Source organism: Cupriavidus numazuensis (assembly GCF_905397435.1).
GTDB lineage: Bacteria > Pseudomonadota > Gammaproteobacteria > Burkholderiales > Burkholderiaceae > Cupriavidus > Cupriavidus numazuensis.
The window spans coordinates 51,363-76,019 of sequence record NZ_CAJPVI010000008.1; the positions used below are offsets into that span (position 1 = coordinate 51,363).

Sequence of the window (24,657 nt, forward strand, 5' to 3'; positions counted from 1 at the left end):
GTACCCGAGTCCGTCTTGGGGATCGTCCAAAAGCCGTGCCGCGCCAGGCACAGGTTCTGACTCACATGGCGTAGCAGGTTGGAACGGCCGACCACCATCGCTGGCGTCCAAAGCCGCTTGAACGACTGCCACCGTGGAATTGATGGCCAGCGGCAACGACGCGCTTTTCTGCCTACTCTTTTGTCGCTCGGACAAAAGAGTAGGTCGCCGGCTACGCCGGCGAAACAGCGGCGCCAGCCATGATCGATAACCCAGTCCCAACAAGAGCCCATGCAATTCGGCGCAAAAAACCAAAAAACAGGCCTGGTGTACGAAGCAACCGGCTCAGGCACCAGCGCGCCACGTCTCCCGCACGCTCTGCGGCAGCCCGGCCACCAGCTCGCGCGATGTCTCGGTCGCCTTCAGCGCGCGTCGTTTCTCCACGGCAAGGCCGCGCAGCGTGATGCGAATCGTACTGTCGATGTACTGCTCGGGATCTTTCGTGCGCTTGAGCAGGATCGTGCGGATGCCCTCGACCGTGGCCCCCATCACGGAATCGACAGCCGCCTGGAGGTTGTCGAACTCCATCACGCCGTCGATCGCACCGTTGCGCAGGTCTTTCATGAGGTACGTCAGCATCTCCGATTTCTGCGCAACCAACTCCGCGCGCAACACGAATGCGGCCCAGCGGTGGTCAGTCAGCGCCCGCGTGAGGAACAGGCGCAGGCCGGTGCTCACGCGGTTCACGGGGTCCGTCACGGCGTCGTAGATCGGCAGCATGTCCTGCGTCATCTGGTCGGTCACTTCGCGGCCGACCGCGATCAGCGCCTCGTCGAGCGAGTTGAAGTGCTTGTAGAACGTGCCGCGCGAGATCTCGGCCTCGCGCGCGACATCTTCGATCGACGTCGAGATCTTCGATCGGTCTGCGTACAGATCCATGATCGCGCGAAGGATGCGCGCGCGCATGGCCTCGCGCTTCTTGCGCGCGGTGACGGTGCGATGGTCTTCGCGTTCGGTGGGAGTGAAGGTGAGCGGGGGCACTTGGTTGACCTCGGGTTTGGCTTGGCTTTTCGCCTTGTATGTGGCCTTTGGATGTGGCCTCGGATCGTTGCAGTGACGAATGTTCATGCCGACGCGGCCGAAAACCCTATCTTGCCTGATTTGGCTGCGTTCCTACAATAACGAAAACGTCATTCTTAGCAACGACCAGACAAAGGAGACCTTCATGACGCTGGCTGCCGCAACCGATATCCGATCCACCAACGCGTCCGACGACGCCTCGATTCGCGCTGACCTGCTGCGCCGCGCAGCGGCCATGGTGCCCACGCTGCGCGCCCGTGCCCCGGAAGTCGACGCCATGGCGCGGCTGCCCGAATCGACCGTGGCCGAGCTTGACGACGCCGGCATCCTCGACATGATGGTGCCGAAGCGCGCCGGCGGCCTGCAGGCCTCTCTGCGCACCTACATGGAAGTCGTCAGCGAGATCGGCCGGGGCGACGGCTCGGCCGGCTGGGCGTGCGCGCTGATCAACGTCTGCAACTGGATGGCCGCAGCATGCCTGCCGAAAGCGGCGCGCGACGAAGTCTTCGCGTCCGGCGGCAAGGTGCGCACCGCTGGCGTGCTATCTCCGCGCAAGGCCGTGGTGAAGCGCGTGGAGGGCGGTTACCTCGTGGAAGAGGGCATGTGGGGCTTCAATAGCGGTGTCTACCACGCACAGTGGGACCTGCTGGGTATTCCTCTGGTCGACGAAGCGGGCAACGTGTTGGACCAGGGCATGGCATTGTTCCCGACCTCGGACGTCGAGTTCCTCAATGACTGGGACACCATCGCGCTGCGTGGCAGTGGCAGCACCTCGGTCACCGTGAAGAACAAGTTCGTGCCGGATTCGCGCGTCACGCGGCTTTCGACGATTCTCGCGGGCGACTACATCGCGCAGTTCGGTGATGACGAAGCGCTGTATCGCATGGCCTTCATGCCCGTCGCGGCGATCATCCTGACCTTCCCGGCGCTCGGCATCGCGCGTGCCGCGCAGGAGATGTTCCTCGAAAAGCTGCCCGGCCGCGGCATCCAGTACACGTGGTACGAAAAGCAGTCGGAGGCCACCGTCACGCACCTGCAGGCTGGCGAAGCCTCGGCCATGATCGACGCCGCCCGGCTGATCGTCGAGCGCTGTGTCGACGAGATCGACGCCCACGGCAGGGCCGGCACCATGCCGGGCGAGCTGACCCGTGCCCGCATTCGCAGGGACACCGGTTACGCCAGCAAGATGATGTGGGACGCGGTCGACATTCTGGCCAGCGCCTCGGGCGGCTCGCTGGCCGGTGCGCGCAACCCGTTCAACCGTGTGTGGCGCGATGCGCGCGTGGCCAATCTGCACGGCATCGTCTGCACCACCACCAACCTGGAACTGTACGGCCGCATGCTGTGCGGCCAGGCGCCGAACACGCCGTTGGTCTGAGCGCAGGAGGGTATTGCCATGAGCACTGCCATCAATGATCCCGCGAGCTTTCGCCGCGTGATGGGCAAGTTCGCCACCGGCGTCACCGTGGTGACCTGGCTGCGTGACGGCGCCCCCGCCGGCATGACGGCCAACGCATTCATGTCGGTCTCGCTGGAGCCGCAACTGGTGCTGGTGTCGGCGCGCAACGCGTCGCGCTTCTGTGCGTCGGTCGGCACGGGCCATACGTTCGGCATCAACTTCCTTGGCGAGCATCAGGAGGACCTGAGCGCGCACTTCGGCGGCAAGGCCAGCGAAGGACTCGGCGCGATGGCGATGCATGGTTCGGGCACGCCGTACCTGCCGGAAAGCCTCGCCCACCTGATCGTGCGCGTGGCTGCCATCCATCCGGCCGGCGATCACAGGCTCTACGTCGCCGAGGTGATGGCTCTCGAAGAGAACGCCGAAGCCAGCCCGCTGCTGTTCTACGGCGGGCGTTATGGACGGCTGGCTGGCCAACAGGCCTGCCGCGCGTAGTTCTGCGGACCCGGCAGGCGCCGGGCCGCCCCCATTTGACAGCCACCGCGAAGACGGTGGCGCTGACGAGGAGACAAGCATGATCCACAGAAAGGAAGCACGCACGCTCGGCCTGGCCGCGCTCGGTGCGATGCTCGAGTACTACGACTTCGTGATCTTCCTGTTCGTCGCCGCGGCGATCAGCGAGACGTTCTTCCCGCCCGGCGTATCGCCATGGGTCAGCCAGATGCAGACGCTCGGCATCTTCGCGGTCGGTTACCTGGTGCGGCCCGTGGCTGGCATCGTGCTTGCGCACTTCGCCGACCTGTTCGGCCGCAAGAAGATGTTCATCTTCCTGATGATCCTGATGGCGGTGCCGACCTTCCTGATCGGCGTGCTGCCAACGTACGAGCAGGTCGGCGTGCTGGCGCCGCTGGCCCTGCTGGTGCTGCGCGCGCTGCAGGGTTGCGCCGTCGGTGGAGAATTTCCAGGCGCGGCGGTGTTCGTGTCGGAGCATGCATCGCCGTCGCGGCTCGGCACCGCAAGCGGCACCATGCACGGCATCGTGCTGGCCGGCTTGCTGCTCGGGACCGGGGCGGCTGCCGCGTCGGCATATATCGCCAGCGCTACCGGCATCCCGTCGCTGGCGTGGCGGCTGCCGTTCATCGTCGGCGGGTTGTTCGGGCTGACCGCGTCGTACCTGCGCCGGCAACTTGAGGAATCGCCACTGTACGCGGGCATCCAGCAGTCGCGCCAACTAGCGAAATCCACGCCGATCTCCATCGTATTGAAGGAGCACGCCGACGCCTGCCTGTTCGGCCTGGCACTGGGTTTCACCATGGCGATCGGGACGGTGGTCTTCTTCCAGTACATGCCGACGCTGCTTGCGACGCAATACGGCGTGCCGCGTCAGGCCGCGTTGCAGGCAAATATGTGGGGCTCGTTCGCGCTGTGCCTGTCGATGCCGTTCTGGGGCCGCCTCAGCGACAAGCTCGGCTGGGCACGCTCGCTTGGCGTGGGAGCACTGGCAATGCTGGTGGCGTCGATCGGCTTCTTCCAGTGGCTGCCGGGCGTGCTGGGGGGACAGGGTTCGCTGCCGCTGCTGTTTGCGCTGCCCGGCGTGGCGCTCGGGTCAGTGGTCGCGCTGGTGCCGGGACTGGTCTCGGCGTTGTTCCCGACCCATGTGCGCCAGAGCGGCTACGCGGTGCCGTACAACGTCGGCGCGGCCCTGTTCGGCGGCCTGACGCCGCTCGCGCTGGCCTGGATGGTGCGCGCGTATGGGCCGGAAGCGGCGATGTATCCGGTCATGGCGACGGCCGTCGTCACCGCAGTGCTGGCGTTCAAGGTGCGCGACATGCGGCTGTACCTCGGCGTGGTGGAACCGCAGGCGGAGCCCGTGGCCACGGCCCGCGAAGCAGCTTGAGCGCGAGGAGACGCCATGCAAGACAGACTGCAAGCCATGCTCGACAAGGCCGAGATTGCCGAGGTCGTGCAGACCGAACGCGCCGCGCGTGACCAGGCCCAATGGGCGCGGATGCTCGATACGTACCATGCCGATTCGGTGGTTGATCTGTCGTGGTTTCACGGCAGCGGGCCGGAGTTCGTCGCGGCATCGCGCCGGATGTACGAGGCGGGCCGGCACTCGGCCCACCAGATGGGCCCAACGCTGGTCATGCTGAACGGCGACCGTGCGCTCGCCCAGACGCCGTGCGCGGTGACCGCGCGTGCGCAACTCGATGGCGTGGAAGTCGAAGTCACCACACACTCGCGGCTGCATGAGCGCGTGGAGCGTCGCGATGGCGTCTGGCGCATTGCGCGCATGGGCATCGTCTACCTGCGCGACGGACTGGCGGTGGTCAATCCATCGGCGCGGATTGAACTCGATGACGCGAAGCTGGCTGCCTATCGCCCCACCTATCGCTTCCTGTCCTACCTGCTGGCGCATGTCGGCCAGCAGCCTCGCCTTGATTTACCCGGTATCGATCGCCCGGAGACCGTCCAGCCGCTACTCGACAGCGATGACGCGTGGCTGGCCGGTGCCGGCTGATTCCCCAAACTTTCACCAGAGAACACTTCCCATGCGATATCTCCGCTTCATTCTCGATGGCAAGAAGCAAACCGGCGTGCGCGACGGCGACAAGATCCGTGTGCTTGGCGACATGCCGCTCGAAACGCTGCTCGCCAACGGCGTCGACCTCGAAAGCTATGCCGACAACGTCGCCGGCGACGCGCTGGTCACCGAGGCCGACGTGACCTTCCTGCCCGTGCTGGAGCATCCGCCCAAGCTGCTCTGCGTCGGCCTGAATTACGCGGACCACACGCGCGAAAGCAAGCTCGAACAGCCGAAGTACCCGACCATGTTCCCGCGCTACGACACGAGCCTGACCGGCCACGGCCAGCCCATCGTGCGTCCGCGCGTGTCGGACTCGCTCGACTTCGAAGGTGAGTTCGCGGTGATCCTGAAATCCGGGGGCCGCCATATCCGCAAGGACGAGGCGCTTCGCCACGCGGCTGGCTATGCGCTGTTCAACGACGGTTCGGTGCGCGAGTACCAGTTCCTCGCGCCGCAATGGACCATGGGCAAGAACTTCGACGACACCGGTGCGTTTGGCCCGGAGCTGGTCACCGCCAGCGAAGTGCCGCCCGGTGCGAAAGGACTGACGCTGGAGACGCGCCTGAATGGCCAGGTCGTGCAGTCGGCCAGCACCGACACGCTGATTTTCGATGTCGCCACGCTGATCTCGACGCTCAGCGAAGCGCTGACCCTTGAAGCCGGTGACGTGATCGTCACCGGCACGCCGAGCGGCGTGGGTTGGGCGCGCGAGCCAAAGCTGGTGATGCGGGCCGGCGATGTGTGCGAAGTCAGCCTGACCGGCTTCGCCACGCTGCGAAATCCCATTGCCGATGAAGCCGCCTGATCGGGAGAGAACCATGAGCGACAACCAACACCAAGCCGCCGTCCATTCCATCGGCCACTATGCGCTGGTCGTGCCGAACCTTGAGGATGCCCGCCATTTCCACGCCGCATTCGGCTTGTCCATGGTCGACCACGGTGACCGTCTGGATGCGATGACTTCCGATGATCAAATCTGGGCTCGCTTCTTTTCGGGCGAGCGCCGGGAACTGGCGTACCTCAGCTTCCATTGCTACGAGTCTGACTACGAAACGATCCGAAACCAGGTCGAGGCTGTCGGCGCGCGGTTTGCCGACAATGCGCCGTACGCGTCAGGTACGGGCCTGTGGTTCCACGACGTCGACGGCAACCTCGTGCAGGTCCGGGTTGGCCCGAAGACGAGCCCGTCGGCCAAGCCATCGCTCGACAGCGTGCACGTCGGCGCCGACGTGCGCGGTGCGCTGTTCCGCAATCAGGTAGCGACCGTGCGGCCGAGGCGGCTGTCGCACGTGGCGCTGTTCACGCCGGACCTGCCGCGCACGCTCGATTTCTATCAACGCGCGCTCGGTCTGCGCCTGTCGGACCGCTCCGGTGACATGGTCGCCTTCACGCATGCGCCCCATGGCTGCGACCATCACCTGGTGGCGTTCGCCGCAAGCCCCGCGAAGGGCTGGCACCACGCCTCGTGGGACGTGTCGAGCATCGACCAGGTCGGGCAGGGCGCCGCGCAGATGGCCGCGGCCGGCTACGCCGAAGGCTGGGGCACGGGCCGCCACGTGCTCGGTTCCAATTTCTTCCACTACGTGCGCGATCCGTGGGGCTCGTTCTGCGAATACTCCGCCGACATGGACTACATTTCGGCCGGCACGGCCTGGCCCGCCGGCGACCATGCACCGGAAGACTCGATGCACCAGTGGGGACCCGACGTGCCGCCGTGGTTCGCCCGCAATACGGAGGCCTGACCGATAGCGCCCGCTGTGGTCGATGCCGCGACGTGGGCCGCCGTCCAGTCGCTCGCGGCCGAGTACTGGCGGCGAGTAGACGGCCTTGCCGATGCGCCAGTCGATGCGCTGTTCATCGACGCAGGATGGATGGACTACGGCCCGATCCGCTGCGACGGCCGTGCGCAGATCGCGAAGTTCTACGCGGACCGCGCCGTGCGCGAAGCCGAGGCGCGCAGTACGACGCGTCACCTGTTCTCGAACCTGCTGATCGAGCCCGTCACGAATGGCCGCGTGCGTGTCTTTTCGACGGTCCATGTGATGGCGGGCAAGGGCGACTGGCCGCTGCCGGCGCGGGCGCCGTCGGTGGTTGGCGACTTCGAGGACGTAGTGGTCGAGGCCGAACCCGGCGTCTGGCGTTATGAAGGACGCCGCGCCCGAATCGTATTCGTGGCAGAGCCTGTCCGCTGATCCAGCAACACCGCATATCTCCTTACGGGACAGCGCGCGAGTCATCGGCTCGCCTGCCTGTCCCGCCTTTTTCCGATTTCACCGGAGCCATTCCCATGTCGACTTCCAACAAGGTCATCATCACCTGCGCCATCACCGGCTCGATCCATACACCGTCGATGTCGCCTTACCTTCCCATCACGCCCGCACAGATTGCCGAGTCGGCCATCGGCGCCGCCGAGGCAGGCGCCGCCATTGTCCACTTGCATGCCCGCGATCCGAAGACCGGCATCCCGAGCCAGGACCCGGCGCTGTTTGGCGAATTCCTCGGCGCGATCCGCACTAAGTCCGATGTAGTCATCAACCTGACCACCGGCGGTGCCCCGACCATGTCGATCGAGGAGCGTCTCGCGCCGGTCGTTCGTTTCAAGCCGGAGGTGGCCTCGCTGAACATGGGCTCGATGAACTTCGGCCTGTACGAAATGCTCGGCCGCTACAAGGAGTTCCGCCATGACTGGGAACGCCCGTATCTCGAAGCCAGCGACGACCGCATCTTCCGCAATACCTTCCGCGATATCGCGCATATCCTCGAAGCGTGCAACGCGAACGAAACGCGCTTCGAGATCGAGTGCTACGACATCGGTCACCTCTACACCGCCGCGCACTTCCTGGATCGCGGGCTGCTCAGGGCGCCGCTGTTCATCCAGTCGGTATTCGGCATCCGCGGTGGCATCGGCGCGCATCCGGAGGACGTTGCCCACATGAAGCGCACGGCGGACCGGTTGTTCGGGAAGGACTACGTATGGTCGGTGCTGGGCGCTGGCGCGCTGCAGTCGCGCGTGGTCACGCAGGGGTTGTTGATGGGCGGCAATGTTCGGGTGGGGTTGGAGGATAACCTTTGGCTGTCGCGGGGGCAGCTCGCGACGAGCAACGCCGAGCAGGTGGCAAACATCCGCAAGACTGTAGAGCAGCTTGGATATGCGGTTGCCACGCCGGATGAGGCGCGGGGGATGTTGGGGTTGAAGGGGGAGGGGAAGGTGGATTTTTGAGGTGGGTTTCTGCTTGAGGTAGGGTTAGCGTTCTTGGCATGCGCGGCTGTTTCGCCGGCGTAGCCGGCGAGTCACTTTTGTCCGAGCGACAAAAGTAACCAAAAACGCGTTTTGGTTGCCCCAAAGGGGCGAATTTTTATCGTAGTGTGCCAGGGGTGTTGTACGGGTATGGGCTTCAGAGTCCGCCAGGCTGCCTGCCGCGTGGGGCACGACCATGGTCGGGAATACGGCGCTGATTGAACGAGCCCTGCAAGCGTCCGTGGCCCCTGCTGCGGGCGATATCGTGTGATCGCCTTCGGCTGCGCTACGCGCAGAGCTCAAGTCTGAGCACGCAGGCCCAAGGCGAACCACACCTCGGTGACGATGCCGCGAATTGCATGCGCAGGGTAGCGAGAGGGAGCGAGAAGAACGCAGACCTCGGGCGCCAGCGACGTTGATGAGATTGCATCCAGACGACGCCGTGCGCGCAGCGCAGCCGAAGGCGTCCCACCACTGACCTCATTGAAACGCTGTACCCGAGTCCGTCTTGGGGATCGTCCAAAAGCCGTGCCGCGTCAGGCACAGGTTCTGACTCACATAGCGTAGCAGGGTCGAACGGCCGACCACCATCGCAGGCGTCCAAAGCCGCTTGAACGACTGCCGCCGTGGAATTGATGGCCAGCGGCAACGACGCGCTTTTCTGCCTACTCTTTTGTCGCTCGGACAAAAGAGTAGGTCGCCGGCTACGCCGGCGAAACAGCGGCGCTTGCCAAGAGCGACACCCCATTCCCGACCACAAAACCCCCGCCGGCTACGCCGGCGAAACAGCGGCGCCAGCCAAGAACGACACCCCATTCCCAACCACAAAACCCCCGCCGAACTGCGCCCGCGAAACATCAGCGCTCATCCCTCCCCAAACCGAGGAAACAACCCCAAAGCATTCTCCCGCATAAACCCACCCCGCAGGCTAGCCGGGATATGCACCGAGCGATCAAGCACGGCAGCCAGATCGGCCGCGACCGGCGCCGGCGTAAACGGATAATCACTGCCATACAGCACGCGCGTGGGGTCGGCCACTTGCAGCAGCGCGCTCAGCGCGACCGGCTCCGGCGCACCCGCCAGGTCGAAATAGAGCTTGCGGATCGCGTCATCAACACTCATCCGATTGCGGCCGAGCTTCAGCAGCGCACTGATGGCCCCCACGCGCGCGGTCAGCACCGGCACGGCGGCGCCCGCGTGCGGGACGATGATCTTCACGTCGGGATATTTTTCCAGCGTCCCGCTCAGGATCAGGTTGAACACCGCGCGTGTCGTGTCGAAGATGAACTCGATCATCGGGTACGGGTAGCCGAGCGGGGGCAGGGCGGCCTGCTCGCTGCCCTGACAGCACGGGCAGTAGGGATCGGTCGGGTGGATGAAGACGGTTGCCTTGCGCCGGTTCAGTTCGGCGAACACGGGATCGAGGCGCGCATCGCCCAGGTAGATGCCGTGGTAGTTGGACTCCATCACGACGCCGTCCGCATGCAGTGTGTCGAACGCATGGGCCAGCTCGGCAAGCGAGCCGGCTACATCAGGCAGCGGCAACGCGGCGAACAGCCCGAAGCGGCCGGGATGCTCGCGCACGGCCCTGGCGCCTTCGTCATTGCAGTAGCGCGCGAGCCGGCGCGCGGCGGCGTCGTCGCCGAAATGCAGGCCGGGCGCGGAGATCGACAATATCGCGGTGGCGATGTCGAGTTGATCCATCATGCCGACGTGCTCGGCGGCACTCCAGCGGGGAATGCCCGGCATGCCCGATGGCTTCCCGTGGCCGGCGGCCTCGAGCGCCGCACGGTATTCGGCCGGGATGTAGTGCGCATGGACGTCGATGCGGCGCTGCGCGCTATCCGAGGCGGCGCTTTTTCTGGCCGCTGCGGCGGACGCCGGGCCAGCGCCGAGCCCGCCGATCGCGGAAGCCGTGAGGCCGACAACGCCGGCCAGCGCCTAGCGCCGGCCCGGGCTGATCGCCGGATGGCTATCCGTCCCTCGTCCTGATCCTGCTTGCGACATGTTCGATGGTCTCCGTTATAGGGTATCGCGATGGATGATCTGTCGATTCTAGGAGGGACGTTTGTCGCGACCAAGATAGGGAATGCGCACCGTTCGGCGTAGACAGATGTCTACGCCTGCAGCTTTACGCCGAGTGCAAACGCATACGGGATTCCCCCTAGTCCGCTTTGACGAAGTGGCTGCCGCCTTCAGTGACTAGCATCCGGTCACAAGCCTGAAGATTGGCGGACGGAGACGGCGATGAAGCGTAGTCGGTGGTTAGGGGCTGTGGTGCTGCTCGGCCTTGGTCTGGCGGCCGGGGTGGCGGTGAGCCTGAAAATGGGCGCAACAGGAACGGGATTCGCCGATGGGGACGATATGGTCGACAACCGCTTCGCGCCCGACGCCGTGGTCGACTACTGCGATGACGTATGTGTGCGGGGGCGCGGCGCGGCTGCGCTGATCGTGTTTAGCCAGTGGCCGTCACCTTGATGATGCGTGCGCAGCATGTGATACATGATTCGCCGGTGGCACCCCCGAGCATCTGCGGACATTAAGCCTTCGACGGACGTCTCTTCACCACTTGATCCTCCTGGCTGCTGCTTGCAGTCTCTTCGGCCATCTCGGCCAGCAACGACCCCGCATGCAGCATTTCGCGCTTCTCGATATGGACGCCGCGAGGGCGATCCTCGAGAAGCGGTGTCCGCTTTCCCGAAGCCTCTTCGGACGTTTATTCCGGTATGAGTCCGTGCATTTGGACACCAACCATCTGGCTAATGGTTCGCGATCTGGTTCCGCGTAATATCGGCGGCAGACAAGAAGAAAACTTGCAGAGCCAGATCAGTCCCGCATGCATATTCGCGCCACGAAGTGTGTGGTCCGTGGGGGATGTCACGCAAGACGGTTTCGTTTGAGGAGGCGCCATGCCTTGGATTACGACATTCAATGCCGCGAGTGATGATGCGAAGCGCAACACCGCCGTATCCCCTGGCTTTACAGGGTTCAGTTCTGAACCCTTTCGGAAAGTCATCCTGTTTCGAATAGTGATCAACGGGCGAGGCATGTATTACGGATTCTTCCGCCATGCCTGCGATGCGATCGCGGATGCGCTGGACCACGGCGCCGTCAGCGTGGCAGTGGCGAGGGCCTAGACTGCAAGCAAACACGTGATAGAGTCGGTCATCCTTCTCTATCGAGTCGCCCTATGTCGCCGCCCGTTGATTGTGGATCCGTCGATTCGGCAAGTCATCGGCAGGACACTGAAGGCGCCGCCGATGCGGACAGCGTGGCCACGCGGATTCCCGCGATTGTTCCGGCGCAAACCGCACTGGTGGTCATGCACTATCAGACCGACATCCTGCAGTTGTTTCCATCGGTCGCACCTGCGTTGCTGTCCAATACGCGCAAGCTGTGTGATGCTGCGCGGGCCCGCGGCGTGAGCGTCTATTTCGCCAAGATCCACTTCAGCCCGGGCTATCCGGAAATCAGTCCATTGAACAGGAACGGGCAGGGCATCCGGCAACTGGGTCTGTTCGTCGACGATCAGATCTCGCCGGAACTCGGCCGGCAGGCGTCTGAGCCGCTGATCATGGCGCATCGGGCCAGCGTATTCTTTGGTACCGACCTGCAGGTGCGGCTTTCCGCGCAGGGGATCGACACGCTGCTGATGGTGGGCATTGCGTCGACCGGCGTGGTGCTGTCCTCGGTGGCGTACGCGAGTGACGCGGATTTTCGGCTGTACACGGTCAAGGACTGCTGCTACGACCCCGATCCGGTCGTCCACGACCATCTTTTCTCAACGGCGTTTGATTCGCGCACAACCGTGCTCTCGCTGGCAGATGCCTTGTCACTGCTTGCCTGACGGTGGCGGGGAATTCGACTGCTTTTTTGACCCCCCCCGCGCAGGACCGCACGCGTCAGGAGAACCCATGTTTGGCCACGTCAAGTTCGGTGTCAGCGACTATGCCGCAAGCAAGGCGTTCTTCCTCAAGGCACTCGAACCGCTTGGCGTAGCTGTCGTCTCGGAGGGAGCGCCGTCGTATGGTGTCGAGCTTAGCCCCAAGGGCAAGGCTTCGCTGTGCCTGTTCCAGACAGACGAGAAGCCGGCGCACCTTCACCTGGCATTCATCGCCGAGAATCGCCAGCAAGTCGAAGCCTTCTATCGCGCCGCGCTGGAGGCGGGCGGCAAGGACAATGGCGCGCCTGGCCTGCGCCCGCACTATCACGCGAACTACTACGCTGCATTCGTCATCGGGCCGGACGGGCACAACATCGAAGTGGTGTGCCACGCAGCGTAGGGCGTGTTGCCAGACGGCTTCAGTCTGGTGGAACGCTTAGTCGTGCACGAAACTGGCCGATTGATAGACCGTTTCGCACCACCCCGAACTGGCGCCCAGCAACCGCGACAGCTTCGCCGCGGCGACGAGCTGCACGCGCGTGATTTCCGAGCGGTCCGCCGCTTCCAGGCGTGACGCCGGCCCGGACAGCGTGAGCGCGGCCACGAACTTGTCACCGGCGCCGAACAAGGGCGTTGCGAACGCCGCCGTGTAGACGTCGCGCACGCCAGACGTGAACCACGGCAACGGATCATCGCGCTTCGCAGATTCTTCTTGCTTGCCCCAGTACTTCAGGACGGAGCCGATCGCCGTATCGTCGAGCGGCAATATCGTGCCCGGCAAGCGTGTTTCCCGCAGGCCTTCGCTGGGTTCGGCGCGATACAGGCACATGCGCTGCTCGTCGCCATGGAGCACGTAGTAGGACGCGCTTTCGCGCGTAGCCAGCGCAAGCTCCTGCAGGACAGGCTCGATGACCGAGCCGAGCTGGAACGACGACTCGTAAAGCTTTCCCAGATAGAGCAGGCGTGGCCCCAGCGCGTACCGGCCGTCGGCCGTGCGCACCACGTAGCTCATTCGTTCCAGCGAATTCAACAGGCGGAAGACCGTGGTCTTGTGCATGCCCGAGGCTGCGGCGAGTTGCGCAAGCGACTGGATTTCGGCCCCGAGCCGAAAGCAGTCCAGCAAGCCGAGCGCCTTCTCGACTGCAGCGACACCGTGATTACTCATCGATCATTCCTGGCTTTGGTGTGAGCATTGTACATTGTACAACGGTGTTTTGACACGTACACGGGTAAACGAGGAGTGGAACATCCGGCAGGAAATACTATAGTTCCCTCACAATTATGAAACGACGTTGTACAGTGTACAACGATCAAGTTTAGAAAGACGTTGGTGAGCACCTGCGTCGTCACCCGAGTTCTATACCTGGAGTAGTACATGAGCACCCAAGCCAAAGCATCCCCCGCCATTCGTCGCGATTTCGAGCGCGTCTCGCCCGAACTGGTTGAACGCGCCTCCCGGTTCCAGGCGGCTATCCTGGCCGACGTCGTTGGCCGTCGCGGCACCCTGAACGGGCGCGTGCAAGGCCTGTCGCCCTCGATGAAAGTGGCCGGCCCCGCGCTGACCGTGGAGGTACGCCCCGGCGACAACCTCATGTTCCACGTCGCACTGGCCATCGCCAAACCGGGCGACGTCATCGTGATCGATGCCAAGGGCGACCAGACCGCCGCCATGTGTGGCGAGATCATGGCAACCCAGGCTCAGGCTTCGGGCATTGCCGGTTTTGTCATCGACGCCGCGGTGCGGGACTCGCACGAGTTGGCCAACGGCAGCTTTCCGGTGTTCGCTGCCGGCACCAATCCGTGCGGACCGACCAAGGCGCTCGGCGGCCTGGTCAACTGGCCGGCATCCGTGGCCGGCGTCGCCGTCAATCCTGGCGACCTGATCGTGGGTGACGCTGACGGCGTGGTCGTGATTCCTCGCGAAGACGTGCCGGCGATCCTCGAACTGGCGCAGAAGAAGCTGGATTCGGAAACCAAGCGCATCGCCGCCATCAAGGCCGGCGACCTGCGCCCGGGCTGGCTGGAAGGCGAACTGCGCAAGGCCGGCGTGCTGGCCGAAGGGGAAGTGCTGTGAGCGAAACCAGGAAACCGGTTCTGCTCGTCACGGGGAATGACCTGGCCCCGCAGGCGCTGGCGTTGCTCAACGATTTTGAAGTCTGCTTCGCGGGCAAGCAGTGCAGCGAAGAGACGGTGGTGGCCCTGGCGAAGGAAAAGGATCCTGTTGCCATTATCGTGCGGTACGGCAAGATCGGCGCCGCCGTCATGGACGCCGCGCCGTCCCTGAAGGTGATCTCCAAGCACGGCAGCGGCATCGACGTGATCGACCAGAAGGCCGCGGCGGCTCGCGGGATTGCCGTGAAGGCGGCCGTCGGCGCCAATGCCGCCGCGGTGGCCGAGCACGCGTGGGCCCTGATCCTGGCATGTGCCAAGGCAGTGCCCCAGCTCAACGAGCGGATGCGTGCCGGCCATTGGGACAAAGCCGTCCATCAGTCCATCGAGCTGGAAGGGCGCACGCTCGGCATCGTCGGGCTTGGAGAGATTGGCCGTCGCGCAGCGGCCATGGGCGTCGCGATGGGCATGCGGGTCATCGCCTTCGATCCGTTCGCCACGACCGCGCCGCAAGGCGTCACGCTGGCTGAACTGCCGCGGATCTTCTCGGAGTCGGACGTCGTATCGCTCCATTGCCCGCTGACGGACGAAAACCGCGGGATGCTGAACCGGGAAACGCTGGCCACGTTCAAGGACGGGGCGATCCTCGTCAACACCGCGCGTGGCGGCCTGATCGATGAACCCGCACTGGTCGAAGCCCTGAACAGCGGCAAGCTGTACGCCGCGGGGCTGGACAGCTTCGCCGTGGAACCCATGCCCGTGCCGCATCTGTTCCAAAGCGTTCCCAACCTGATCCTCTCGCCCCATATCGGCGGAGTGAGCGATGCCGCGTACGTGAACATGGGCGTGGGCGCGGCGAAGAATGTACTCGCCGTGCTCGAAGCCGGCGCCGTTCCGGCCTGACCCTCAGACGGGTCGCAGACCACACACAATCATGCCGCAGGACCCCTCAGGGGCCTCGCGGCAAGGAGACAAAGATGTTCCACCGCACTTTCGGGTTCGTCGCCGCGGCGATGCTGCTGAGCCTCAATGCCTTGTCCGCCGCAGCGGCCTATCCGGACAAACCTGTGCGCATTGTCGTGCCGAATCCTCCGGGTGGGGCGGTAGACGTGATCACGCGAAAGATCGCGCAGAAACTCAGTACGCAAACGGGGCAGAGCTTCGTCGTCGAAAACAAGCCGGGTGCGTCCGGCACCATTGGCACGTCGCAGGTCGTGAACGCGCAGCCCGACGGCTACACGCTGCTGGCAAACGACAGCTCGTACACGACCTTGCCGTATGTCTTCAAGAAGCTGAACTGGGATCACCAGTCGGCGCTTATTCCCATCGCGCCGTTCTCGTTTGCGCCGGTGGTGGTCGGCGTCAAGGCTGGCTCGCGATTCAAGGACCTCCCATCGCTGGTGGCCTACGCGAAAGCCCATCCCGACGAGGTGACGTTTGGCAGCGGTGGTCCGGGCAGCGCGCCGCATTTTGCCGCGGAAGCCTTTCAGCAGGCGGCGGGAATCAAGCTGATGCATGTTCCCTACAAGGGCGCGGGCGAGGCCATGGTGGGCCTGCTCGGCGGCAACGTCGATCTGCTCTTTGTGTCGACGCCGTCCGCGCTGGCACAGGTCAAGGGTAGCCAGATGCGGCTGCTGGCCATCAGCGGGAAGCGCCGCGTTGACGCCTTCCCCAATGTGCCGACGTTCGCCGAAGGCGGTGTTCCGAGCTTCAGCCTGTTCAACTGGGCCGGCCTGGCTGCGCCGAAGGGCACGCCGAAAGACGTCATTGCACGTCTGCAAGCCGAAATCCAGAAGGCGCTCCAGACGCCTGACGTGAAGGAATTTATTGCCCAACTGGGCGCCCAGCCCGGCAGTCTTGACAGTCCCGCGTTTGCGCAGCTGATTCAACGCGAGACTGCGCAGTGGGCACCGGTGGCGCAGAAAGCCAATATCGAGAAACAGTAAGACAGGAGCGGATGATGTTTCTTCTCCAGCAACCGACCGTTCGCGATGCCAGCGTCTTCACGAAGCTGCCGGAATCACTGCGCCGGCAAGGCAGCGATAACGCATGGGCTCGCGCCAACCGCCCGGACCTGCCGACGGATTCGTTTCTGGAAGGGCCGGTATGGGCCGATGACCATCTGTGGGTGACGGACATACCTTTCGGCCGGATCTTTCGCGTATCGATGCAAGGCGACTGGGAAGTCGTGGCCGAGTACGACGGCGAGCCAAATGGCATGAAGCGCCTGGCCAGCGGAGATTTCCTGATCACCGACTATCGCCACGGCCTGATGCGTCTCGACGCCAGGACCGGCAAGGTCACGCCGTTTCTCGAGCGCAGGAACTCGGAGCGCTTCCGCGGCGTCAACGACCTGACCTTCGATTCCAAAGGCAATCTGTACTTTACCGACCAGGGCCAGACCGGCATGCATGACCCGACCGGGCGCGTGTATCGGCTGAGCCCTGACGGCAAGCTGGACCTGCTGCTCTCCAACGCGCCGAGCCCGAACGGTCTCGTGCTGTCGCCCGACGAGCGGGTGTTGTTCGTCGCCATGACGCGCGGCAATTGCGTATGGCGCGTACCCCTGCAGGCCGATGGTTCCGTGAGCAAGGTGGGACAGTTCTTTACGTCATACGGGCCCAGCGGTCCGGATGGTCTCGCCATGCGTTCGGACGGCTGCCTGCTGGTCGCCAATCCGGGACTGGCTTACGTCTGGGTCCTGAATCATCGGGCGGAACCAGTGGAGGTCATCCGCGGGCAAGCCGGCACGTCGCTGACGAACCTGTGCTTTGGCGGTGCCGAACGGAAGACCCTGTTCATCACGGAGTCGACCACGGGCACGATCCTTTGCGCAGAGATGTCCGAGGCCGGCGCTCCGGTCCACGAAGGACACTAGGCATGACTTCCGCAAGCGGTCCCGTCATCGATCTCGGCGGCGCCTGGTAGGGCCTGGCGTTGCTGTCGATTGTCGCCCTGACGCTGATCGGCAGCGCATCGCTGCTGTGGATCAGCCGAAACGCGCCGCAGCACCAGCCCTGAGCTGTCAGGCCCAATCCATTGCATCGCCGAGACCGCGGCATACGGTTCAGCGATGCGCATGAAATCGCCCACAGAAGATTGCAGTGTTCGCCGCGCACCGCGTGGCGCATTGCGGCTGCGCGCCCGGACTGAATGCCACGCAACGACGACACAGATTCCTCTTCCACAAAGACACAGGAGACAGACATGCAGTTCATTCGACGCGGCCTTTGGGCCGTGGCCGCAAGCCTTTTCGCGCTCACAGCTTTTGCCCAGACTTATCCCGCCAAGCCGATCCGCGTGTACGTGCCGTTTCCGGCCGGCGGAGGCACCGACGCCATCGCACGGGAGGTGTCGAACCGGGTGTCGGTCAGCCAGGGCTGGAACATCGTCATCGAAAACAAGCCCGGCTCGGGCGGAAATCTTGGCGTGGATGCCGCGGCCAAGGCGCCGGCGGACGGCTACACGCTGGCACTCGGCCAGACCAGCAATCTGTCCGTCAATCCGACGCTGTACTCCCGAATGCCGTACGACTCGGTGAAGGACCTGACGCCGATTTCGCTGGTGGCGAGCGCACCGCTGGTGATCGTGGTGGGCGCCGATTCGCCCTACAAGACGCTGCAGGACATCATGGCGGCGAGCAAGGCAAAGCCAGGTTCGCTGAACTTTGCGTCGCCGGGCAACGGGACGGTGGCCCACCTGACCATTGAACTGCTGCAGAAGACCGCCAACGTCAAATTCACGCATGTTCCTTACAAGGGCGCTTCGCAGGCGACCACGGACCTGATCGGCGGCCAGGTGCAGTTGTATGCGTCGTCGATCCCGACACTGCTCGGGCAGATCCGAAACGGACGACTGCGCGCCATTGCCGTGACATCGGCGCAGCGCACCACCGATCTGCCGCAGGTTCCGACGGTGGCCGAGTCTGGCTACAAGGGCTTCGAGTCGGTCACGTGGTTCGGCTTCGTCGGACCCGCAGGCATTCCGCAGGCGATCGTCACCAGGCTCAACGCTGAAATCAACAAGGTGCTTCAGTCGCCCGAACTGAAGAAGAAGCTGAGCGAGCAGGGCGCTACCGTGCTCGGTGGCCCGCCAGAACAGTTTGCGTCGCTGATCAAGAGCGAAATTGGCCGCTGGTCTCCCATCGTCAAGGCCTCCGGCGCGAAGCTGGACTGATCCGGAACCCTGGGGCGCGGCACTGAGCACGGATGGCTCATCCGCCTCATTGGATCGCGCTCCACCGGCACTTTCTACAGGATGTCGACCTTCTGACAGCCTGATTTCCACCCTGCAGGTGCGGCCGCAGGACCATGCGAAAGCCGGGCCAGTCGCTGCGACACGGGTTTCGCCACCTGCAACGCCGACATGCGTCCGTGGCACCAATCCTGCTAGTTGCCGGGAATGGACCACGGATGGACGACGGGGAACCGGCTTCGATTGCTGGAAAACGGGGAGGAATACTTCCCCAGGCTGATTGCAGCCCTGAACGCCGCGCGCAGCAGCGTGCTGCTGGAAACGTTCATCCTGGCGGAGGATGAAGTCGGCAGGCAGCTTGCCGAAGCGCTGGCCGCGGCTGCGCGCCGGGGCGTACAGGTCGCGCTGACCGTCGATGGTTTTGGCACGGCCGAGCTCTCTGCCGACTATATGGCGAGCCTGGCTCAGGCAGGCGTTGCGGTGCGAATGTTCTCGCCGGGCCACCGCCTGTTGGGCAGGCGGGCCAATCTCTTTCGACGATTGCACCGCAAGCTGGTGGCCATCGATGCATCCATTGCCTTCGTCGGCGGAATCAACCTGTCCGTCGACCATCTTGTCCAGGCCAGCCCCATTGCCAAGCAGGACTATGCAGTGGAGGTGCAAGGTCCGGCGGCACAGGTGATTCACACGTTCATGCTGGAAGCGATTGGCGCTGGCACCAAACGGCCGCAGGCCATGCGCTGGCGGCGCCCGGCCGCGCGCGAAAGCACGGTGCCTGATGCCGGGTTGCCCGGCGCAGCGTTGCTCGTGACACGCGACAACCAGGCGCATCGGAACGACATCGAGCGGCACTACCTGATGGCGATCCGCGCGGCGCGGCGCGAGATCGTCATTGCCAATGCGTACTTCCTGCCCGGCTATCGCCTGCTGCAGGCGATTTGCGCGGCGGCGCAGCGCGGCGTCGACGTGCAGCTGATCTTGCAAGGCCGTCCGGACATGCTGTGGGTCAAGCGCACCGTCGACATGTTGTACGCCCACTTGCGTGAATCGGGCGTGCGGATCTTCGAGTACTGCGAACGTCCCAACCATAGCAAGGTGGCCGTCGTGGACGATGACTGGGCCACCGTGGGTTCGAGCAATCTCGATCCCTTGAGCCTGTCGCTGAACCTCGAAGCCAACCTCGTGATCCGCGACGTCGGCTTCGTGGCCACGCTCAAGGACAACCTGCGGAACCTGATGTCCCGCAGTTGCACCGAAGTCTCCGCGGTCGAGGGCGGGCCTGGCGCGTGGTGGCATGGCATTGCCACGCCCGTGATCTTTCACTTCCTGCGCAAGTTTCCCGCCTGGGCCGGCTGGCTGCCGGCCCATACGCCCCGGCTGGTGTCGCCGGAGATGCCGGCGGCCGCCGATGCGCCATCGACTGACATGGCTGTGCATAACGTTCAACGGGATGGCCCATGACAAGCACTACCCATCTGCGCCGTGCGCTGCGACGCGGCCTGCGCTGGTCGACCGTCAAGCACGTGGTTGGCATCGCATTCGTGGCACTGGTGGCGTACCTGATCTATCACAGCCTGAGGGGTGTCGACTGGCCGCAGGTATGGCAGGGTCTGCAGCGCTACAACGCGGCCACGCTGCTACCGGTCATGGGGCTGGCCTGCGTCAGCTTTTCGCTGCACGCCTCGTTCGACATCCTCGGGCGCCACTACACAGGGCATCACCTGTCCACGCCGCGCGTCATGCTGATTGCGTTCATCGCGTACATATTCAACCTGAATGTCGGTGCGATGGTGGGCGGCCTGGGCATGCGGCTGCGGCTCTATTCGCGCGCCAATGTCAGCGGGTCGCAAGTGGCAGGGATCTACACCATTGCCATCATCACCAACTGGACCGGCTACATGCTGCTGGCCGGCGGCGTGCTCGCGGTAATGCCGCCTGCGTTGCCGAAGGAGTGGGGTGTCACATCATGGATGCTCCGTGCCCTTGGCGTGCTGATGCTGGCCTGCGGGCTGCTCTACTGGCTGGCCTGTGCCAAGGCAAAGACACGCAGCATCCGGTTCAGGAAGCGTGTGTTCCGGCTGCCGGGGTTCCGTTTTGCATTGCTGCAGACGGCGTTGTCAGTCACGAACTGGATCGTGCTCGCCAGCATCATCAATCTGCTGCTGCCCAAGGAGGTGACGCTGTGGCAATGCCTTGCCGCGTTGCTGGTCGGCGCGGTCGCTGGCGCGCTTGCCCGCATTCCGGCCGGCATCGGCGTGCTGGAAAGCGTGTTCGTGGTGCTGCTGCGGCCGGTTGCCCCGGAGCATGTCGTGGTGGCGGCATTGATCGCTTATCGCGCGCTCTATTACCTGCTGCCAATGGTGGTCGCGTCGTCGCTGTACGCGTGGATGGAGTTGCGCGGTGCACCCGCGCCGACTCGCTAGCAAGGGGCGCCTTTTGCTGAATTCGGTGGGCCGGGTTGATCATCGTTGCTGGCAACGCGTGATGTGTCCCCGGCCCTTGATGCGGTAGAAACTCAATACGCCGTAAAGCGCCAGGACTGGTGAATTGCCACGCCATTTCGCGCACCTGCGAAGGTCGCCTTGTATGTGCCGGCAGCGATGGGTTGTGTGGGGAGCAGGAAAACCACGCCTCGATACAGGCTCGCGTCCGCGATAGCCGACGCAACCGAACCAGCCTTGGATTCTGCCGGCACCAGGATACGAGCTGGCACGGCATGGCCGCCTGGCCCCGTGAGGGTGAAGTCTGAAACCGTCAGTACGTCGGACGGCTTTTCCACGTTGACCCGGAACATGATGGGAGGACCGGCGGTGGCCAGGTCGGGCGCCGGATTCGGGATTTCTTCCGCCGGAACGAACACGCCGTGGACGCTGGCATTGTTGGCGGGGTAGTGGGCGCCAGAGCCGGGAGGCAGTTGCTGGCCGCCCCATTGGGCCAGGCCGTAGCCGCCAGTGCCGTCCGCGGTCACTATGCCGAAGTTCGCCACGCAGTAATTGTCACGCATCGCGAGACCGATGGTCTCCTGATTGCTGGTAATCCCCTGCAGGTGGTAAACGGAGTTCGCCATCGACGCAAGACAGCGGCCGAGGTCGCCGTTATAGGCGTTCTGTCCGACCCATTGCTTGTGCGAGCCGCCCACGGCAAGCACCTGACGGTATGGGTCGGGGCTGGTGAAGCCGGGATTTCCGGGGATCTCCGTGTGGCTCATCACCGCGTTGAGCTTCATATACTCCAGGTGGTTCTCGGCCGCCGCGTCCAGTGCGGGGTCTTGCCGCAATGCACCGACGCCGATTGCGAGGCGCAGGGCATTGAGCGCGTTGAAGAATTCCAGCCGGGGGTCGGTTCGGAAGTAAGTGGATCTGCGCGTGCCGGTGGCCGGCGCGGACGGAGAAAACTCGTTGCTGACGGTCGGTCTGTGTGGCAGGTTTGCGGCGATCGTTGGAGGGGTGGCACCGGCGCTGTCAATGCGGGCGCAGACCGCGACAAGGACAGACGTCGCGGCGACTGCGAAATGGCTCTTTCTCACGTTCTTCGGGTTGTTATAGGTCTGTACACGCGGGGTTCGGGGGGGGGGCGCCGGATCCTGGAAAACGGCTCCCCGAGCCATAACGCGAGATGACGGAGATTCGTGCACACGATTTGCGCGCCCGCCGGTACGTCGGTTCCCTGGCCGGCTTCGCAACAGGACAATCTGATATCGTATGGCGCCCAAGCCGTGTGCCCCAGAGACCAACCTGACAAGAGAGGCAAGCAATGCCCAGGCCGAACCCAGCGCTCCGACGCATCCATAAGGCGCCCATGACTCCGATGCGCCGGCGCCTTGCCATCACCGGCGCCATCCTGCTGGTCGCCGTGCTGGGCTGGGGTGTGGCAGTCGTCGTTGAACCCGCGATCCAGCGCACCATCGTGATCACGACCGGCGCGGACAAGGGCATCTACCGCGGCTTCGCGGATCGCTATGCGCCCCTCCTCAAACGCGACGGCATCACGCTCGATATCCGCAGTTCCGCCGGATCGGTCGAGAACTATGCGAGGCTGACGGATCCGAACAGCGAATTCGACGTCGGCTTCATCCAGTCGGGCACCACGACCCCGAAGGAAACCGACCACCTGCAAACCATCGCCGCCGTTTCATACGAACCGATCTGGGTGTTCTATCGCGGCAAGGCCACGATCGACCGGCTGGCACAACTGAGCGGCAAGCGGATCTCGATCGGCGTACCCGGCAGCGGCCTGCTGAATGTCTCACGCGTATTGCTCAGCCATAGCGGCGTCAATGCAAGCAACAGCACGCTGCTGGAAATGGACGCCAGCCAGGCCTATCAAGGCCTGCGCAATGGCCAGATCGACGCCGCCTTTTTTATCGGCAGGCCGGATGCCGACATGCAGCAGAAGCTGCTGAACAGCGACCTGAAGCTGATGAATTTCGCCCAGGCCGACGCGCTGGTGCAGCGGTTCCCGTCGCTCGCCAAGCTCACATTCCCGCGCGCATCGACCAGCATCGCCAAGGACCTTCCGCAGGCGGATGTCACGCTGCTGGCCGCGACGGCCTTGCTGGTGTCGAAGGACACCCTCCATCCCGCCCTGGTCTACCTGCTGCTGGAGGCGGCCCGGTCCGTGCATGGCGGCGAGGACTACTTCACGCGGCTGGGGACGTTTCCCAACTTGAATACGAGCGAGTTTCCGATCTCGGACGAGAGCATGCGCTACTTCAAGTCCGGACGGCCCTTCCTGCAGCGCTACCTGCCGTTCTGGCTCGCCAGTTTCATCGAGCGGCGCCTGCTGATCCTGCTGCCCTTCATGGCTTTGCTGCTCGGCTTGCTGCAAGCATTGCCGCGCATGATCAATGCGCGGTACAAGAACCGGCTGATCGTCTGGTATCAGGAGATCAAGGCGCTGGAAGATGAAATCTGGAGAGCCGGCGAGCCGACCGCGGAACAGGTGGCGCAATGGCGCGACGAGATCGAGAACATCGATGCGCTCGCCAGCCAGATACGGCTGCCGCAGCGCTACTTCCAGGAGGTCTACGCGCTCAAGCAGGCAATCGGCGTCGTCAGGGACCGGATTTCACACGCGGCCGGGAAAATCAAAAATTCCCCGGCCGCCTGAACGGCCGCCCAATCAGATGTCAGCGTCCTGCATCAGGGCGCTGACATGCGCCATCGAACTCGTGGCCAGGGCGTCCAGGCTATAGCCGCCTTCCAGGATCGATACGATGCGGCCGTTGCATGTCTCGTCGGCAATCTGCATCAGTTCCCGGGTGATCCAGTGGAAGTCGCTGTCCTCCAGGTTCATGCCAGCGAGGGGATCCAGGCGGTGCGCGTCGAATCCTGCCGAGATAATGAGGATGTCGGGGGCGAACGCCCGTAGCGCAGGAAGCACAAGGGCGGAGATCGCGGCACGGAACTGCGCCGGCTCGCAGCCGCGAGGCAACGGGACGTTGACGATATTGTGGTTCACCCCTGTCTGGGACCGCGCTCCGGTGCCGGGGTAGAAAGGCGACTGGTGGCTGGATGCGTAGAACAGCTCCGGGCGGTCGAAGAACGCTGCCTGGGTTCCGTTGCCGTGATGCACATCGAAATCGACCACAGCGACGCGCGCGAGTTGATGGACCTCACGGGCGTAAGCCGCGGCGATTGCCGCCTGGTTGAAGATGCAAAAACCCATGGCTTTCGCCGGTTCAGCGTGATGACCGCACGGCCGCGTCGCGCAAAACACGTTACGCGCCTCGCCGTGCATCACGGCGTCGACACCCGCGCAGGCAGCGCCGACGCAGCGCATCACGGCTTCCCACGAGCCCGGCGACATGATCGTATCCCCCGCGTCCAGCGGCACGTATCCGCGGGTGGGGGCGCGTTGCGCGATCTCGTCGATGTAGTCCGCATCGTGGATCCATTGCAATTGCTCGACGGTGCCCATCGGCGCGTCGCGCCATTCCAGCGACGCGAATTCCGGCGTTCGCAACGCCTGCACGACGGCCTTCAGGCGCTCGGGCGATTCCGGGTGGTGCGGCCCGGGGCGGTGTTCGAGACACGCGGTGTGGGTGTAGATGATCGTAGTTGTCATGTTCGGCTGGTCTCCGTTTCAACCGGTGCCGTTCTCTGAATCGCGCATTGCGGCCTACGTCGATCGTCACGGCAATCGTCAGATATGTAATATATCAGGAGTTGTGGGCCGGAGCAGTCCGG

25 protein-coding genes are annotated in these 24,657 nt (G+C 64.2%); 20 read left to right on the forward strand and 5 right to left on the reverse strand.

The window, feature by feature from the left end; genetic code table 11:
• Positions 1-324: 324 nt before the first annotated feature.
• On the reverse strand, positions 325-1,020 hold the full coding sequence (locus tag KHO41_RS08415; RefSeq protein ID WP_211952825.1) for a TetR/AcrR family transcriptional regulator: 696 nt from the start codon (positions 1,018-1,020) through the stop codon (positions 325-327).
• A gap of 184 nt (positions 1,021-1,204) precedes the next feature.
• Between KHO41_RS08415 and KHO41_RS08420 the strand changes: the two genes are divergently transcribed.
• The 8 genes from KHO41_RS08420 to KHO41_RS08455 all read left to right on the forward strand — a co-directional run bounded on the left by KHO41_RS08420 (position 1,205) and on the right by KHO41_RS08455 (position 8,265).
• Positions 1,205-2,437, forward strand: a complete 1,233-nt coding sequence (locus KHO41_RS08420) for an acyl-CoA dehydrogenase family protein (protein WP_211952826.1) — start codon at positions 1,205-1,207, stop codon at positions 2,435-2,437.
• Positions 2,438-2,455: 18 nt separating this feature from the next.
• Positions 2,456-2,953, forward strand: a complete 498-nt coding sequence (locus KHO41_RS08425; RefSeq protein ID WP_244873753.1) for a flavin reductase family protein — start codon at positions 2,456-2,458, stop codon at positions 2,951-2,953.
• Between the two features lie 79 nt (positions 2,954-3,032).
• Positions 3,033-4,355 carry an MFS transporter gene (locus tag KHO41_RS08430; RefSeq protein WP_211952827.1) on the forward strand — a complete coding sequence of 441 codons (1,323 nt, stop codon included), beginning with the start codon at positions 3,033-3,035 and terminating at the stop codon, positions 4,353-4,355.
• A gap of 15 nt (positions 4,356-4,370) precedes the next feature.
• Positions 4,371-4,979: a nuclear transport factor 2 family protein gene (locus tag KHO41_RS08435; protein WP_211952828.1), complete on the forward strand. Its 609-nt coding sequence runs from the start codon at positions 4,371-4,373 to the stop codon at positions 4,977-4,979.
• Positions 4,980-5,010: 31 nt separating this feature from the next.
• Positions 5,011-5,850, forward strand: a complete 840-nt coding sequence (locus tag KHO41_RS08440) for a fumarylacetoacetate hydrolase family protein (RefSeq protein WP_211952829.1) — start codon at positions 5,011-5,013, stop codon at positions 5,848-5,850.
• Positions 5,851-5,863: 13 nt separating this feature from the next.
• Entirely contained in the window at positions 5,864-6,787 is a 924-nt protein-coding gene (locus KHO41_RS08445) for a VOC family protein (RefSeq protein ID WP_211952830.1), read from the forward strand.
• 15 nt (positions 6,788-6,802) lie between these two features.
• Positions 6,803-7,237: a nuclear transport factor 2 family protein gene (locus KHO41_RS08450; protein ID WP_211952831.1), complete on the forward strand. Its 435-nt coding sequence runs from the start codon at positions 6,803-6,805 to the stop codon at positions 7,235-7,237.
• Positions 7,238-7,332: 95 nt separating this feature from the next.
• On the forward strand, positions 7,333-8,265 hold the full coding sequence (locus KHO41_RS08455; RefSeq protein ID WP_211952832.1) for a BKACE family enzyme: 933 nt from the start codon (positions 7,333-7,335) through the stop codon (positions 8,263-8,265).
• An 882-nt stretch (positions 8,266-9,147) separates the two neighbouring features.
• Here the strand turns inward: KHO41_RS08455 and KHO41_RS08460 are convergent.
• A complete protein-coding gene (locus KHO41_RS08460) occupies positions 9,148-10,110 on the reverse strand; it encodes an amidohydrolase family protein (RefSeq protein WP_211952929.1) in 963 nt (320 codons plus the stop codon).
• 420 nt (positions 10,111-10,530) lie between these two features.
• Between KHO41_RS08460 and KHO41_RS08465 the strand changes: the two genes are divergently transcribed.
• From KHO41_RS08465 to KHO41_RS08480, 4 genes are all read left to right on the forward strand, one after another.
• Complete coding sequence (locus KHO41_RS08465; RefSeq protein WP_211952833.1) at positions 10,531-10,761, forward strand: hypothetical protein; 231 nt, start codon at positions 10,531-10,533, stop codon at positions 10,759-10,761.
• Between the two features lie 431 nt (positions 10,762-11,192).
• The gene (locus KHO41_RS08470; RefSeq protein WP_211952834.1) at positions 11,193-11,420 is read left to right on the forward strand and encodes a hypothetical protein; all 228 of its coding nucleotides are present in this window, start codon (positions 11,193-11,195) and stop codon (positions 11,418-11,420) included.
• A 53-nt stretch (positions 11,421-11,473) separates the two neighbouring features.
• Positions 11,474-12,130, forward strand: a complete 657-nt coding sequence (locus KHO41_RS08475) for an isochorismatase family cysteine hydrolase (protein ID WP_211952835.1) — start codon at positions 11,474-11,476, stop codon at positions 12,128-12,130.
• Between the two features lie 67 nt (positions 12,131-12,197).
• The gene (locus KHO41_RS08480; protein WP_211952836.1) at positions 12,198-12,566 is read left to right on the forward strand and encodes a VOC family protein; all 369 of its coding nucleotides are present in this window, start codon (positions 12,198-12,200) and stop codon (positions 12,564-12,566) included.
• A 36-nt stretch (positions 12,567-12,602) separates the two neighbouring features.
• Here KHO41_RS08480 and KHO41_RS08485 read toward each other — a convergent pair whose 3' ends face one another.
• The gene (locus tag KHO41_RS08485; RefSeq protein ID WP_211952837.1) at positions 12,603-13,331 is read right to left on the reverse strand and encodes an IclR family transcriptional regulator; all 729 of its coding nucleotides are present in this window, start codon (positions 13,329-13,331) and stop codon (positions 12,603-12,605) included.
• A gap of 210 nt (positions 13,332-13,541) precedes the next feature.
• On the opposite strand from KHO41_RS08485, the gene KHO41_RS08490 reads away from it, so the two are divergent.
• The 7 genes from KHO41_RS08490 to KHO41_RS08520 all read left to right on the forward strand — a co-directional run bounded on the left by KHO41_RS08490 (position 13,542) and on the right by KHO41_RS08520 (position 20,892).
• Positions 13,542-14,240, forward strand: a complete 699-nt coding sequence (locus KHO41_RS08490; protein WP_211952838.1) for an RraA family protein — start codon at positions 13,542-13,544, stop codon at positions 14,238-14,240.
• On the forward strand, positions 14,237-15,178 hold the full coding sequence (locus tag KHO41_RS08495; protein ID WP_211952839.1) for a hydroxyacid dehydrogenase: 942 nt from the start codon (positions 14,237-14,239) through the stop codon (positions 15,176-15,178). The genes KHO41_RS08490 and KHO41_RS08495 overlap by 4 nt, the downstream gene beginning before the upstream one ends.
• Before the next feature lie 74 nt (positions 15,179-15,252).
• Positions 15,253-16,221, forward strand: a complete 969-nt coding sequence (locus KHO41_RS08500; RefSeq protein WP_211952840.1) for a Bug family tripartite tricarboxylate transporter substrate binding protein — start codon at positions 15,253-15,255, stop codon at positions 16,219-16,221.
• A 14-nt stretch (positions 16,222-16,235) separates the two neighbouring features.
• Entirely contained in the window at positions 16,236-17,153 is a 918-nt protein-coding gene (locus KHO41_RS08505; protein ID WP_211952930.1) for an SMP-30/gluconolactonase/LRE family protein, read from the forward strand.
• A gap of 329 nt (positions 17,154-17,482) precedes the next feature.
• The gene (locus tag KHO41_RS08510; protein WP_211952841.1) at positions 17,483-18,451 is read left to right on the forward strand and encodes a Bug family tripartite tricarboxylate transporter substrate binding protein; all 969 of its coding nucleotides are present in this window, start codon (positions 17,483-17,485) and stop codon (positions 18,449-18,451) included.
• 225 nt (positions 18,452-18,676) lie between these two features.
• Entirely contained in the window at positions 18,677-19,930 is a 1,254-nt protein-coding gene (gene clsB, locus KHO41_RS08515; RefSeq protein WP_211952842.1) for a cardiolipin synthase ClsB, read from the forward strand.
• On the forward strand, positions 19,927-20,892 hold the full coding sequence (locus tag KHO41_RS08520; protein WP_211952843.1) for a lysylphosphatidylglycerol synthase domain-containing protein: 966 nt from the start codon (positions 19,927-19,929) through the stop codon (positions 20,890-20,892). Before clsB ends, KHO41_RS08520 begins: the two co-directional genes overlap by 4 nt.
• 92 nt (positions 20,893-20,984) lie before the next feature.
• Here the strand turns inward: KHO41_RS08520 and KHO41_RS08525 are convergent, their stop codons facing one another.
• On the reverse strand, positions 20,985-22,103 hold the full coding sequence (locus tag KHO41_RS08525) for a CAP domain-containing protein (RefSeq protein WP_244873754.1): 1,119 nt from the start codon (positions 22,101-22,103) through the stop codon (positions 20,985-20,987).
• Positions 22,104-22,267: 164 nt separating this feature from the next.
• Here KHO41_RS08525 and KHO41_RS08530 point away from each other — a divergent pair, with 164 nt between their 5' ends.
• The gene (locus KHO41_RS08530) at positions 22,268-23,578 is read left to right on the forward strand and encodes a TAXI family TRAP transporter solute-binding subunit (protein ID WP_211952844.1); all 1,311 of its coding nucleotides are present in this window, start codon (positions 22,268-22,270) and stop codon (positions 23,576-23,578) included.
• 12 nt (positions 23,579-23,590) lie between these two features.
• Here KHO41_RS08530 and KHO41_RS08535 read toward each other — a convergent pair whose 3' ends face one another.
• Positions 23,591-24,535, reverse strand: coding sequence for a histone deacetylase family protein (locus KHO41_RS08535; RefSeq protein ID WP_211952845.1), 945 nt, complete (start codon positions 24,533-24,535; stop codon positions 23,591-23,593).
• Positions 24,536-24,657 lie beyond the last annotated feature (122 nt).